This window comes from Streptomyces sp. NPDC059003, from assembly GCF_042740445.1.
Taxonomy (GTDB): Bacteria; Actinomycetota; Actinomycetes; order Streptomycetales; family Streptomycetaceae; genus Streptomyces.
Genome location: NZ_JBHYJH010000196.1, coordinates 1 through 15,287, shown reverse-complemented (window position 1 = coordinate 15,287; position 15,287 = coordinate 1). Strand labels below are relative to the sequence as shown.

The window sequence follows — 15,287 nt, the reverse complement described above, 5'->3', positions numbered from 1 at the left end:
CAGATCACCAGCAGCCAACCGCAACCGCTCCACCCGAGCACCACGCGAGACCAACACCTGCGCCAACGCATCCGCCCACGGATCAGCCACCTCAGCCAACTCCACCAGCAGCCAGCCGCCGGCCGTGACGGCGACCGCGGCCGGGTCGAGGCCGAAGGGCGTCCAGGACACCTGGTAGCGCAGCTTGTCGAGGGACGCGCGCTCCTCGTGCCGCCTGCGCCAGGCCGACAGTGCGGGCAGCACTTCGCCCAGCGGCGACTGGAGGTCGACTCCGAGTTCGGCCGCGAGGGCGTCCGCGTCACCGTGTTCGATGGCGTTCCACAGGTCGGCGTCCACGCCGTGGGCGGCGACCTGCGCGGCTGGGCGGGGCTGCGGCCAGTAGCGGCTGCGCTGGAAGGCGTAGGTCGGCAGGTCGACGGTCCTGGCGCCGGTCGGGGCGTAGAAGGCCGTCCAGTCGACGCTGCCGCCGCCCGCCCACAGTCGGGTCAGGGCGGTCACCGTGGTGTTCGGCTCGGGCTTGTCGCGGCCCAGCAGCGACACCGCAAGCGTCTCGTCCCCGTAGGTCTCCTCGATGGCGCCGACCAGGCTCGCGTCCGGGCCCAGCTCCACGAAGCGGGTGACGCCCAGGGACTTGAGGCGGGTGACGGCGTCGGCGAAGGCGACCGTGCCGCGGACCTGGTCCACCCAGTACGAGGCGGTGAACTCCTCGGTCAGCTCACCCGTGAGCGTCGAGACGATCGGTATCGACGGATGCCCGTACGACACTGCGGCCGCGGCTTCCCCGAAGCCCGACAGCATCGGGTCCATCAGCGCCGAGTGGAAGGCGTGGCTGACCTCCAGCCAGCGGCCCTGGTGGTCGGGCAGGGCGGCGGCCACCGTCTCGACGGCCTCGCGCGTGCCGGAGAGCACCACCTGGCCCGGGGCGTTCACCGCCGCCACCGACACACCCTCCACCAGCAGCGGAGCGACCTCATCGACAGTGGCCCGTACCGCCCACATCGCACCACCCTCGGGCAGCGCCTGCATCAACCGGGCACGGGCAGCCACCAGTTCGCAGGCATCGGCCAGCGACAGCACACCCGACACATGCGCAGCCGCCAACTCACCGACGGAATGACCAACGAGGTAGTCCGGCGTCACGCCCCACGACTCCACCAGCCGGAACAGCGCCACCTCAACCGCGAACAGCGCGGGCTGCGCCCAGCCGGTCTGCCCCAGCGCCCGGGCGTCGGTGAACATCACCTCCCGCAACGGACGGTCCAACAGCTGATCGAAGTGCGCACACACCTCGTCCAACGCGGTCGCGAACACCGGGAAGACCTCCGCCAACTCCCGGCCCATACCAAGACGCTGACCACCCTGACCGGAGAACACAAACCCCGTCAGGCCGGAGCGAGCCACACCCGGCACCAGCTCACCAGCCGCCACAGCGGCAAGCTGCGTACGCAGTTCCTCGGCGTCCGCACCCAGCACGACCGCGCGATGTTCCAGGCTGCTCCGGGTCGCTCCCAGGGACAGGCCGACGTCCATCGCGTCGAGGCCGTCGACCGCGGCCAGCAGCCGCCCGGCCTGGGCCGCGACGCCCGACGCCGTCTTCGCGGACACCAGCCACGGCACCACCGGCAGGTGGACCTCGGGCGCCGCCGCGTCCGTCGCGGTCTCGTCCTCCGGTGCCGCCTGGCCGTCCTCGTCACGCCCTTCGGGCAGCGGGGCCTCTTCGATGATCACGTGGGCGTTGGTGCCGCTGACACCGAACGCGGAGACGCCCGCCCGCCGCGGCTGCTCGCCGCGCGGCCACTCACGGGCCTGCGACAGCAACTCCACCGCACCCGACGACCAGTCCACATGCGACGACGGCCTCTCGGCGTACAGCGACTTCGGCATCAGCCCATGCCGCATCGCCAGCACCATCTTCATCACACCCGCGACACCCGCCGCCGCCTGCGTGTGCCCGAGGTTCGACTTCACCGAACCCAGCCACAACGGCCGGTCCCCCGACCGCTCCTGGCCGTAGGTGGCCAGCAGCGCCTGCGCCTCGATCGGGTCGCCCAGCGTGGTGCCGGTGCCGTGTGCCTCGACCACGTCGACGTCCGCAGCCGACACCTGTGCGTTCGCCAGCGCCTGCTGGATGACGCGCTGCTGCGAGGGACCGTTCGGCGCCGTCAGCCCATTGCTCGCGCCGTCCTGGTTGACCGCACTGCCGCGCACCACCGCCAGTACCCGGTGACCATTGCGCCGGGCGTCCGACAGGCGTTCCAGGACGAGCACACCCACGCCCTCGCCCCAGCCGGTGCCGTCGGCGTCGTCGGAGAACGCCTTGCAGCGGCCATCGCCAGCCAGACCGCCCTGCTTGTCGAACTCCACAAACGCACCCGGCGTCGACATCACCGTCACCCCGCCGGCCAGGGCAAGGCCGCATTCAGACGACCGCAGGGCCTGGCAGGCAAGGTGGAGCGCGACCAGCGACGACGAGCAGGCCGTGTCAACCGTCACCGCCGGGCCTTCGAGTCCCAGCGCATACGACACCCGACCCGACAGTGCGCTGCCCGCGCTGCCGGTCAGGACGTAGCCTTCGACACCGTCGTCGGCGGTCAGGAGCATGTCGTAGCGGGACGGGGAGCCGCCCATGAAGACGCCGACCTTCTCGCCCTTGGTCGATGTGGGGGCGATGCCGGCGCGCTCCAGGGACTCCCAGACGACTTCGAGGAGCAGTCGCTGCTGCGGGTCCATCGCCAGCGCCTCACGCGGCGAGATGCCGAACAGTCCGGCGTCGAAGTCGGCGGCGTCGGACATGAACCCGCCCAGGGTGTCGTTTCCGACGCCGGGCAGGGTGAGGTCCCAGCCGCGGTCGGCCGGGATGGGGGACATCGCGTCGGCCCCGTCCTCGACGAGCCTCCAGAGATCGTCCGACGAGCGGACGCCGCCGGGGAACCGGCAGCCCATCGCCACGATCGCGATGGGCTCCCGGGCCGCGTCCTCCACCTCACGAAGCCGCTTGCGGGTCTCGTGAAGGTCGGCCGTCGTCCACTTGAGATAGTCGCGAAGCTTGTCCTCGTTCACTTTACGGACCGTCTCCTGTTGGCGTCGCCACGGGAGACGGTAGCTTCGGCTTCCGCTCAGGAAGACTTGCCGAACTCCCTGTGGATGAATTCGAACAGCTCGTCGTCGGTCGCTGTCTCCAGCTTGCGGGTCACGGGCACGTCGCCGTCCGTGGACTGCCTGTCCCCCAGCGCCGACAGTAGGCTGCGAAGCCGGGCCTGCACGGCCTCCAGGTCGTGGTCTGGGGAAAGAGCTGAAATTCCGGCTTCGAGCTTGTCCAGTTCCTGGAGTACTGCCTGGTGCGGCGGCAGTTGCTCGCGCTCCTCCCCGGCGAATCCGGCGCGCAGCCGACCGGTGAGGTCCAGCGGCGTCGGGTGGTCGAAGACCAGCGTCGCGGGCAGGCTCAGGTCTGTCGCGGACGTCAGCCTGTTGCGCAGCTCGACCGAGGTCAGGGAGTCGAAACCGAGGTCCTTGAAGGGCCGGTTCATGTCGATGGCATCGGTGCCGGCATGGCCGAGGACGGCCGCGACGGCGGAGCGCACCAGGTCGAGCAGGGCCGCGTCCCGTTCGGCCGCCGGCATGGCACGCAGCCGCTCACCGGGTTCCGAGCCGGTCTGTGCCGCCTGGCCGGGCCCGGTGTCGGCCAGCACTTGCTGGACGGCCGGCACCTCGTTGAGCAGCGGGCGGGGGCGGGCCGCGGTGAAGCCGGCCGCGAAGCGTGCCCAGTCGACGTCGGCGACGGTGAGCAGTGTCTCGTCGTGTTCCAGGGCCTGGCCCAGCGCGGCGAGGGCCCGCTCCGGCGGCATCGTGAGGACGCCGCGCCGGCGCAGCTGCTCCTCGGCCTCCGGGTCGGCGGCCATGCCGCTGCCGCCCCAGGCGCCCCAGGCGACCGAGGTGGCGGTGCGGCCGCGTTCCCTGCGGGACTGGGCGAGGGCGTCGAGAGCGGCGTTCGCGGCCGCGTAGGCGGCCTGGCCGCCGCTGCCCCAGACGCCGGCGTTGGACGAGAACAGCACGAACGCGTCCAGGTCGGCCTCGTCGAAGAACTCGTCGATGAGTTCGTCGAGGTGGGTCGCGCCCCGCACCTTGGCGGCAAGGACGCCGGCGCACTCGGCGAGGCTCATCTCGGTCAGCGGGGTGGCCTGGACGACTCCGGCGGCGTGCACCACGGTGCGGATGCGCCGGCCGTCGTCGCGCAGGTCGCCCAGCAGCGCGGCCAGGGCGGCGCGGTCGGACGCGTCGCAGGCGGCGATGGTCACCCGGGCGCCGAGCGCGGTCAGTTCTTCGCGGAGCTCCTGGGCGCCGGGTGCGTCGGGGCCCCGGCGGCTGGTGAGCACCAGGTGCTCGGTGCCGGCTCCGGCCAGCCATCGGGCGATGTGGGCGCCGAGGCCGCCGGTTCCGCCGGTGATCAGCGCGGTGTCCCGGGGCCGGAAGCGTCGCACCGGCGGGGTGTCGCCGAGCGGCGCGGGCACCAGCCGCCGTACGAAGACGCCCTGTCGGCGGATCGCGATCTGGTCCTCGTCGCCGCTGCCGGCCAGTGCCTGGCGGAGCCGTTCGGCGTCCGGTTCGGTGAACTGCGCGGGCAGGTCCAGCAGGCCGCCCCAGCGGTCGGCCTGTTCGAGTGCGATGACCCGGCCCATGCCCCAGATCTGGCGTTGTGTGCTGTCGGCGAGCCGGTCGGTGGAGGTGGCCAGTTCGGCGGCCCGGGTCAGCAGCCACAGCGGTGCGTCGCCGTCGGTGTCGGCGAGCGCCTGGGCGAGCTGCATGGTGGCCGCGGCACCGGCGGGTACGGCCGGGTGCGCCGGGTGAGGTCGTCCGTCGGTGCCCAGCAGTGAGAGGACGCCGTGCAGTGTGCCGGGCCGTGCGTGCTCGCGCAGCAGCTCGGCGAGCGAGTCGCGGGTGGCGGTGGCCGGGTCGACGGCCACCGTCACCAGGTCCACTCCGGGGGCGGCCAGCGCCTGGCCGACCGCGCTGCACCAGGCCGCGTGGCCGGTCCCGGGGGCGTCGGGTGCCTCGGGGGGCTCGGGGGCCTCGGGGGTGAGCAGCAGCCAGGTGCCGGACAGCCGCGCCGGCTGTTCGGCGAGCGGGCGCCACACGACGCGGTAGCGCCAGGCGTCCAGTTCGGCGGCCGCCCGCTGGGTGTGCCGCCAGGCGGACAGGTGGGGCAGTACCTCGGTGAGGGCGGTGGCGCCGATACCGAGGGTGTCGGCGAGCCCGGTGACGTCCTGCTGTTCGACGGCCGCCCAGAAGGCGTCGTCCACCGGGTCCGCGCCGGCCGGGGCCGCGGTGGCCGTGGTGGGGCGGGGCCAGTAGCGGCGGTGCTGGAAGGGGTAGGTCGGCAGTTCCACCCGGGTGGCCCCGGAGCCGGCGAACACCGCGTCCCAGTCGACTTCCAGGCCCGAGACGTATGCCTCGGCGAGGGAGGTCGCGAAGCGGCGCGGGCCGCCGTCGTCGCGGCGCAGCGAGCCGCCGACGAAGATCCGTCCGGAGGTCATCGCGAGCTCGGCGCAGTCGTCGGCGGTCTCCCGGACCGCAACCGTCAGCACCGGGTGGGGGCTCATCTCCAGGAAGCTGCGGTGGCCCTGTCCGGCCAGGGTGCGCACCGCCGGGTCGAGCATCACCGGCCGGCGCAGGTTGCGGAACCAGTAGTCCGCGTCCAGTTCGCCGGCGTCGATCCACTCGCCGGTGACGGTGGACAGCATCGGGATGGTGGGGGCCTGTGGCCGGGTCGGGCGCAGCGCCGTGCGGAGGTCGTCCAGGATGCGGTCGACGTGGGCGCTGTGCGAGGCGTAGTCGACGGGGATGCGTCGGGCCCGTATGCCGTCCGCCGCGCAGCGGGCCAGCAGTTCGTCGAGGGCGTCCACGTCGCCGGAGACCACCACCGAGGCGGGTCCGTTGACCGCGGCGATCGACAGGCGGCCGTCGTAGTCGGCGACCAGGTCGCCGGCCGGTTCGGGGGCGAGTGTCACGGACACCATGCCGCCGCTTCCGGCCAGCGCGGTCAGGGCGCGGCTGCGCAGTGCGACGACCCGTGCGGCGTCGCGCAGCGAGAGGGCTCCCGATACGCAGGCGGCGGCGATCTCGCCTTGCGAGTGCCCGATCACGGCGTGCGGGCGGACCCCGCAGGACTGCCACAGCTCGGCGAGCGAGACCATCACCGCGAACAGCACGGGCTGTACGACGTCGACGCGGTCGTAGCCCGGGGCGCCGGGCGTGCCCCGCAGCACGTCGCCGAGCGACCAGTCCACGAACTCGGCGAGCGCCTCCTCGCACTCGGCGAGCCTCGCGGCGAACACCGGTGAGGCCTGCGCGAGCGCGGTCGCCATGCCGGCCCACTGCGCGCCCTGGCCGGGGAAGACGAACACGGTCCTGCCGGGTGAGCCTGCCGCCGCGGTGACGACGCCCGCGGCTTCCTGGCCGTCGGCGAGGGCGGTCAGGCCGGCGACGAGTTCGTCGGGGCCGGTGCCGATGACGGCGGCACGCCGGTCGAGGGCGGCACGCGAGGTGACCAGCGACCAGGCCACGTCGGCGGTGGACGGGGCGTGGGGGCCGGTCACGGTGGTCAGCAGCCGGGTGGCCTGCGCCGTGAGTGCCTGCGGCGTCTTGCCGGACAGCGTCCACAGCACCGCGCCGGAGAACGGCGCGGACCGCGGGGCGGTGTCCTGGGCCTGGGGCGCCGGTTCCTGGGGGTGGTTGACGGGTTCTTCGGGCCGTGCGGGAGCCTGCTCCAGGATCGCGTGGGCGTTGGTGCCGCTGACGCCGAACGCCGACACGCCCGCGCGCCGCGGCCGGCCGAGGTCGGGCCAGGCCCGCTCCTGGGTGAGCAGCCGCACGCCGCCGCCCTGCACGCCGTTCCAGTCGACGTGCGAGGTGGGGGCGGACACGTGCAGGGTCTTGGGCAGGGTGGCGTGCCGCAGCGCCAGGACGGTCTTGATGACGCCGGCGACGCCGGCGGCGGCCTGGGTGTGGCCGATGTTCGACTTGACCGAGCCGAGCCACAGCGGCTGGTCATCGGGCCGGTCCTGGCCATAGGTGGCCAGCAGTGCCTGCGCCTCGATGGGGTCGCCCAGCGTGGTGCCGGTGCCGTGCGCTTCCACCGCGTCCACGTCGGAGGCGGTGAGGCCGGCGTTCGCCAGCGCCTGGCGGATGACGCGCTGCTGGGCGGGGCCGCTGGGCGCGCTGAGGCCGTTGGAGGCACCGTCCTGGTTGACGGCGGTGCCGCGGATCACGGCAAGGACGGGGTGCCCGTTGCGGCGCGCGTCGGAGAGCCGTTCCACCATGATGACTCCGGCGCCCTCGCCCCAGCCGGTGCCGTCCGCGCTGTCGGAGAACGCCTTGCAGCGGCCGTCCGGTGACAGCGCGCGCTGCTGGCTGAACTCCACCAGCGCGCCCGGGGTGCTCATCACCGACGCGCCGCCGACCAGCGCCGCGCTGCACTCGCCGGCGCGCAGCGCCTGGCAGGCCAGGTGCAGCGCCACCAGGGACGCGGAGCAGGCGGTGTCCACGGTCATGGCGGGGCCCTCGAGCCCGAACGTGTAGGAGATCCGGCCGGAGAACACGCTGGCGGAGCTGCCGGTGGCAACGTAGCCGGCGACGTTCTCGTCGGAGTTGTACAGGGCGGCGGGGTAGTCCTGGCCGTTGGTGCCGGCGAACACGCCGATCCGGCTGCCGTGCACCGATTTCGGGTCGATGCCGGCCCGTTCGAACGCCTCCCACGAGCACTCGAGGAGCAGCCGCTGCTGGGGGTCCATGGCGAGCGCCTCGCGCGGGTTGATGCCGAACAGGTCGGCGTCGAAGTCCGCCACGCCCTGGAGGAAGCCGCTCTCCCGCGCGTAGGAGGTGCCCTCGTGGGCGGGGTCGGGGTGGTAGAGGGACGCGGTGTCCCAGCCGCGGTCCTCGGGGAAGGGGCTCATCGCGTCCGCCCCGTCGCTGAGCAGCCGCCACAGGTCCTCGGGGCTCCTCAGCCCGCCGGGGAAGCGGCAGCTCATGCTGACCACGGCGATCGGCTCGTCGTCGGCCCGCGCCCCGGCGGGTGCCGGCAGGTGGCCGTCGTCGTGCGTGCCGGGCGTCCCCTGGTCACCGCCCAGTTCCTGGAGCAGGTGGCGGGTGAGCGTGTCGGCGTTGGGGTGGTCGTAGACGAGGGTGGCCGGCAGGGCGAGGCCGGTGAGCGTGCCCAGCCGGCTGCGCAGGTCGAGGGCGAGCAGCGAGTTGAAGCCGAGCGCGGAGAACGCCGCCTGAGGCTCGACCGGTTCGCCGGTCGCGTGCCCGAGCACTGCGGCGGCCTCGCCGCACACCGCGTCCAGCAGCGCGGCGTGGCGGGCCTCGGCCGGCAGTGCCAGCACTTCGCGTCGGAGCCTGGGCGCCGTGTCCGACGCCTCCGGCGCGGCCGGGTCCGCCCCGGCGGCGGTGGCTCCCGGCGCGGCCAGCTCCGCGAGGAACGGGCCGTGGTGGGCGGCGGTCATCCGCGCCCGGTCGATGTCGGAGATCACCGTGCAGGGCGGGGCGCCGTCGAGCGCCCGCTCCAGCGCGGCCAGCGCGGGCGCGGCGTCCATCGGGACCAGCCCGGTGTGCCGCATCCGCTCCGCCAGGTCGTCGGTGCCGGCCATGCCGCCGCCCGCCCAGGGGCCCCACGCCACCGACAGGGCCGGCAGCCCCGCGCGGTGCCGGGTCTCGGCGAGCGCGTCCAGGTAGGCGTTGGCCGCGGCGTAGCCCGCCTGGCCCACGGCGCCCAGGGTGCCGGCCAGCGAGGAGAACAGTACGAACGCGGAGAGGTTCCGCCCGCCCAGCACCTCGTGCAGGTGCGCGGCGGCCGTCGCCTTCGCCGCCCAGACGTCCGCAAGCTGCCGCCGTGACATCGTGTGCAGCAAGGCGTCGTCGACCACGCCGGCGGCGTGCACGACCGCGTCGACGTGGACGCCGTCGGCGTCGAGTCCGTCGATCAGTGCGGCGAGCGCGGCACGGTCCGCGACGTCGCAGGCCGCGATCGTGACCTGTGTGCCGGCGGCCGTCAGCTCCTTGTGCAGCTCGGCCGCGCCGGGCGCGTGGGGACCGCGCCGCCCGACCAGTACGAGGTGCTGGGCGCCGTGGTCGGTGAGCCACCGGGCGACGTGGCCGCCCAGGGCTCCGGTACCGCCGGTGACCAGGACGGTTCCGCCCAGCGGCCAGGCGCCCGCGCCGCCCGGTGTCCGGGTGCCGCGCGCCAGGCGCCGCGCGAACGTCCCGGTGGCCCGGATCGCGACCTCCTCCTCGTCCGGGTCGGCGGCGAGCAGCCCGGCCAGCCGCGCGACGTCGCGCGCCGTGGGCTCGGCGGGCAGGTCGACCAGTCCGCGCCAGCGGTCCGGGTGCTCCAGCGCGGCCACCCGGCCCAGGCCCCACACGGCGGCCAACTCGGCCACCGGCGCGGGGTCCTTGTCGCCGGCGCTCACGGCACCGCTGGTGACGCACCACAGGGGTGCCGGGACCGCGGCGTCGCCGAGGGCCCGCACCACGTCCGCGACCCAGCCGGACGGTGCCTGAGCGGGCCCGGCCGACAGCGTGGGCAGGCAGATCACGCCCGCCGCGTCCGGGTACCCGCCGAGCAGTTCCGCCAGCTGCGCACGGTCTGTGTCGGGGGCGACGGCGACCGGCTCGGGCCGGGCGCCGCGGGCCCGCAGTGCTTCGGTGAGGCCGGTGACGCCCTCGTCGTCGGTCTCGGGCGCCAGCAGCAGCCAGGTCCCGGAGAGCCGGCCGTCGCGGTGGGTGAACGGCCGCCAGGCGACCTGGTACTGCCAGTGGTCGTCGGCGCCGGACGGTCCGGCGCCGAGCCAGTAGCGCCGGCGCTGGAAGGCGTACGTGGGCAGGGCGACGGCCTGTGCGCCGGTGGGGGCGTAGAAGGCCGCCCAGTCGGCCTCCGCGCCGTCCACCCAGAGCTGCGCCAGGGCGGCGACGGCGGTCACCGGTTCCGGCTTGTCGCGGCGCAGCAGCGAGACGGCGAGGGCGTGCTCGCAGGTCTCGCCGATGGCGCCGAGCAGGCTCCCGTCCGGCCCGAGTTCCACGAACCGGGTGGTGCCCAGGGAGGTGAGGCGGGTGATCGCGTCGGCGAAGCGCACGGTGGCGCGCGCCTGGTCCGCCCAGTACGAGGCGGTGAACTCGGTCACCGGCTCACCGGTCGATGTCGACAGGACCGGGATGCGCACGGGTGTGTGGGCCACGTTCCGCGCGGCCTCGGTGAACTCCTGGAGCATGGGTTCCATCAGCGCCGAGTGGAAGGCGTGGCTGGTCTCCAGCCACCGTCCCTTGCGGTCCGTGAGCCCGGCGGCCACCGCCTCGACGGCCTCGCGCGTGCCGGAGAGCACCACTTGGCCCGGGGCGTTCACCGCCGCCACCGACACGCCCTCCACCAGCAGCGGAGCGACCTCGTCGACGGTGGCCCGCACCGCCCACATCGCACCGCCCTCGGGCAGCGTGGCCATCAACCGGGCGCGGGCGGCCACCAGTCGGCAGGCGTCCGCCAGCGACAGCGCCCCGGCCGCGTGCGCGGCCGCGAACTCGCCCACCGAGTGGCCGACGAGGTAGTCGGGCGTGACGCCCCACGACTCCAGGAGCCGGAACAGCGCCACCTCGAGCGCGAACAGCGCGGGCTGCGCCCAGCCGGTGTTGTCCAGCACCCCGTCCGGGCCGGTGAACATCACCTCCCGCAGCGGACGGTCCAGCAGCTGGTCGAAGTGCGCGCACACCTCGTCCAGCGCGGCGGCGAACACCGGGAAGGTTTCCGCCAGCTCCCGGCCCATACCGGCCCGTTGGCCGCCCTGGCCGGAGAACACAAACCCCGTCAGGCCCTCACGGGCCGTCCTCGACACCACGTCGGGGCCCGGCTCGCCGGCTGCCAGGGTCGCCAGCCGGGCCCGCAGTTCCTGCGTCCCGGTGTCCAGTACCACCGCTCGGTGCTCCAGTGGCGCCCGGGTGGCCGCCAGCGACATGGCCACGTCCACCGGGTCCAGTCCCGCCGTGTGGGACACCACCTGCTCGGCCTGCGCCGCCAGGGCGTCGCGCGACTTCGCCGACACCACCCACGGCACCGTCGGCAAGGCGACGGCACGGGCGGCGAGCGTCCCGGCCTCGGGGGTGCCGGCCTGCCCTGCGGGCAGCGCGGGGGCCTCCTCCAGGATGGCGTGCGCGTTCGTGCCGCTGATGCCGAAGGCGGAGACGCCCGCACGGCGCGGCCGCTCCCCGCGCGGCCACGCCTGGGCCTCGGACAGCAGCTCCACCGCGCCCGACGACCAGTCGATCTTCGATGACCGGGTGCCGGCGTGCAGGGTCCGCGGCAGCGTTTCGTGCCGCAGGGCGAGCACCATCTTGATGACGCCCGCGACACCCGCGGCGGCCTGCGTGTGCCCGATGTTCGACTTCACCGAGCCCAGCCAGGCCGGCCGGTCGGCCGGCCGGTCCTGCCCGTAGGTCGCCAGCAGGGCGTGGGCCTCGACGGGGTCGCCCAGCGTGGTGCCGGTGCCGTGCGCTTCCACCGCGTCCACGTCGGAGGCGGTGAGGCCGGCGTTCGCCAGCGCCTGGCGGATGACGCGCTGCTGGGCGGGGCCGCTGGGCGCGCTGAGGCCGTTGGAGGCACCGTCCTGGTTGACGGCGGTGCCGCGGATCACGGCAAGGACGGGGTGCCCGTTGCGGCGCGCGTCCGAGAGGCGCTCCAGGACGAGCACGCCCACGCCCTCGCCCCAGCCGGTGCCGTCGGCGTCGTCGGAGAACGCCTTGCAGCGGCCGTCGGCGGCCAGTCCGCCCTGACGGCTGAACTCGGTGAAGCTGTCCGGCGTGACCAGGACCGCCACCCCGCCAGCGAGGGCCATCGTGGACTCGCCGGAACGCAGCGACTGGGCGGCGAGGTGCAGCGCCACCAGGGACGACGAGCAGGCCGTGTCGAGGGTCACCGCCGGGCCCTCCAGGCCGAGGCTGTAGGCGACGCGGCCGGAGACCACGGCGGTGGCGTTGCCGATCAGCAGGTGGCCCTGGACCTCTTCGGGGACGGACGTGAGGCCGGACGCGTACCCCATGCTGTTGCAGCCGATGAACACGCCCGTGCGGGTGCCGCGCATGGCGGACGGGTCGATGCCGGCGTTTTCGAAGGCCGTCCAGGACGCCTCGAGCAGCAACCGCTGCTGCGGGTCGGTCGCCAGGGCCTCCCGCGGGCTCATCTCGAAGAAGCCCGCGTCGAACTCGATCGCGTCGTAGACGAATCCGCCCTCGCGGACGCCGCCGACGACGGATGGCCAGTCGCGGTCGGACGGCAGCGGCGACAGCGCGTCGGTGCCGTCGGCGAGCAGCGTCCAGAACTCCTCGGGCGAGTGCGCACCGCCGGGGAAGCGGCAGCTCATGCCGACGATGGCGATCGGCTCGTCGGTGGTCGCGCCGCCCGTCGCGGCGGTGTCCTGCGCGGCGTTCTCGTCACCGCAGAGCTCCGTGTGGAGGAAGGCTGCCAGCAGCCGCGGCCGGGCGTGGTCGAAGACCAGCGTGCTGGGCAGCCGCAGGCCGGTCGCCGCGCTCAGCCGGTTGCGCAGTTCGACCGCGGTGAGCGAGTCGAAACCGAGGTCGCGGAAGGCGCGTCCCTGTTCGACGGCGTCGCCGCCCTGGTGGCCGAGGACCGCCGCGGCGTGTGCGCGGACGAGGTCCAGCAGTTCCCGCTGCTGCTCCGCCGGTGTGCGGCCGGCCAGTCGGCGGCGCAGGTCGTCGCCGGCCGAGCCCTGCCCGGTGTCGGCGGGTGCGGCCGCGAGTGCCTCGCCGGCCTCGGGCAGGTCGTCGAGCAGGGGCCGGGGGCGCGCCGCCGCGAAGGCCGGGGCGAACCGCTGCCAGTCCACGTCGGCGAGCACGGTGGCCGTCTCGTCGCGCTCGACGGCGCCGCGCAGCGCGGTGAGGGCCAGCGCGGGCCGCATCGGGCGGATGCCCTGGGCGCCCAGGTGGCGGGCCGTGCCCGCGTCGGACGCCATGCCGGTGCCGCCCCAGGCGCCCCAGGCCACCGAGGTGGCCACGCGTCCGCGGGAGCGCCTGAGCTGCGCGAGTGCGTCGAGGTAGGCGTTGGCCGCCGCATAGGTCGACTGGTTCCCGCTGCCCCACACGCCGGCGCCGGAGGAGAACAGCACGAACGCGTCGAGAGGCTGGTCCCCGAGCAGGTCGTCGAGGTGCGCGGCGCCGAGCGTCTTCGCCGCCATGATGTCGGCGAGGTGCGCCGGCTCGTGGTCGGCCAGTGGCGCGTACTCGCCGACGCCCGCGGCGTGCACCACCACGGTGAGCGGGTGTTCCTCCGGCACCTGGCCGAGCACCTCGGCGAGGGCCGCGCGGTCGGCGACGTCGCAGGCGGCGACGGTGACGTCGACGCCCTGCGCGGTCAGCTCGGCGCGCAGTTCCGCCGCTCCGGGCGCGTCGGCGCCGCGGCGGCTGGTCAGCATGAGGTGGTCGATGCCCTCCGCCGCGAGCCACCGGGCGAGTTCCGCGCCGATGCCGCCGGTGCCGCCGGTGATCAGTGCGGTGCCGTGCGGCTGCCAGGGGCGGGTGCGCCGGCCGCCGGGTGCGGCGTGCGTGAGCCGTGCGACGAAGCAGCCGGACGCGCGCAGCGCGATCTGGTCCTCGGTGCCGTCGGCCAGCGCGGCGGCGAGCCGCTGCGCGCCGCGCGCGTCGAGGAGTTCGGGCAGGTCGAGCAGTCCGCCCCAGCGGTCCGGGTGTTCCAGTGCGACGACCCGGCCGAGCCCCCGCAGCGCCGCTTGGGCGACGCTGCGCAGCGGGTCCGACGGCCCGATGCTGACAGCGCCCCGGGTGGCCATCCACACGGGGGCGGTATACGAGGCGTCGCCGAGGGCCTGCACCAGGGCGACGGTGGCCGCGAGCCCGGACGGCACGGCGGGCAGGCCGGGGTGCGGCCGCTCGTCGAAGGCGAGCAGCGACAGCACGCCGGTGGGCTGTGGTGCGGCCTCACGCAGCCGGTCGGCGATGGCCCGGCGGTCGCCGAGGTCGTCGGGGAGCACGAGCGTGCGCACGTCGGCTCCGTGTGCGCCGAGGGCGTCGGCGACCGCGCCGGCCAGTTCCGTGTCCGGTGCGGCGGCGGATTGGACGACCAGCCACGTCCCGGTCAGGGCGGGTGGTTCGTCGCCGGTGCGCCAGGGGCGCCATGTCACTTCGTAGCGCCAGGTGTCGGTGGTGTCCTGCTCGCGTTGCTTTTTGCGCCAGTCGGCCAGCACGGGCAGCAGCGGGTCGAGTACGGCGGCGTCGGTGCCCAGCGTGTCGGCCAGCGCGTCGGTGTCTGCCCGCTCCACGGCCGACCAGAACGCGCCGTCGGCGGTGCCGTCCTGTTCCGCCGGGGTCGCCCAGGGGCGGTAGTCGGGCCAGTATGACCGGCGTTGGAAGGGGTAGGTGGGCAGGTCGACGGTGTGGGGGCGGGCTTCCTGGAACAGGGCCGTCCAGTCGACGTCGACACCGCGCACCCACAGCTCGGCCGCACTCAGCAGGAACCGGTCAAGCCCGCCGTCGTCACGCCGCAGCGAACCGGTCACCACCCCCGGCTCCCCGTCGGCCGCCTCCACGATCTCCTGCACCGCGGCAGTCGTCACCGCATGCGAGGACACCTCCACGAACGTGCCGTACCCCTCGGCGGCCAGCTTCTCCACCGCCTGGGCGAACCGCACCGTGGAGCGCAGGTTCGTGAACCAGTACCCGCCGTCCATCTGCGAGCCGTCCGTGAACTCACCGGTCACCGTGGACAGCAACGGCACCTCACCCGCGCGCGGGGCGATGCTCCCCAGGGCGGCAGCGAGATCCTCCTGCAGCACGTCCATCGCCGGCGAGTGCGAGGCATAGTCCACCGCGATCCGCCGGGCCCGCACCCCCAGCCGCTCGTACTCCGCCACCGCCTCCCCGACCGCGTCCGCCTCGCCCGAGACGACCACCTGCGAGGCGCTGTTGACCGCAGCCACCCACAGCCGGCCCGGCCACCGCTCCAGCAGCTCCTCGACCCGTTCCACCGGAGCACTGACCGAGGCCATGCCGCCCTGTCCGGCCACCGCCGCAATCGCCCGGCTGCGCAGGCACACCACCCGCGCCGCGTCCTCCAGCGACAGCGCTCCCGCCACACATGCGGCCGCGATCTCGCCCTGCGAATGGCCCACCACCGCCGCCGGCTCCACGCCCAACGACCGCCACAGCGCCGCCAGCGACACCATCACCGCGAACGACGCAGGCTGCACCACATCCACCCGCTCCAACGACGGAGCACCCACCTC

At 74.5% G+C, this 15,287-nt stretch carries 2 protein-coding genes; both read right to left on the bottom strand.

The window, feature by feature from the left end; all coding sequences use genetic code 11:
- Positions 1 to 3,060: type I polyketide synthase (locus ACFWZ5_RS39315; RefSeq protein ID WP_384892060.1), on the bottom strand; the 3,060-nt coding region annotated here is incomplete at its 3' end.
- A gap of 56 nt (positions 3,061 to 3,116) precedes the next feature.
- Positions 3,117 to 15,260 (bottom strand): type I polyketide synthase, encoded by a 12,144-nt coding sequence (locus ACFWZ5_RS39310; protein ID WP_384892063.1) that lies wholly within the window; start codon positions 15,258 to 15,260, stop codon positions 3,117 to 3,119.
- Positions 15,261 to 15,287: the final 27 nt, after the last annotated feature.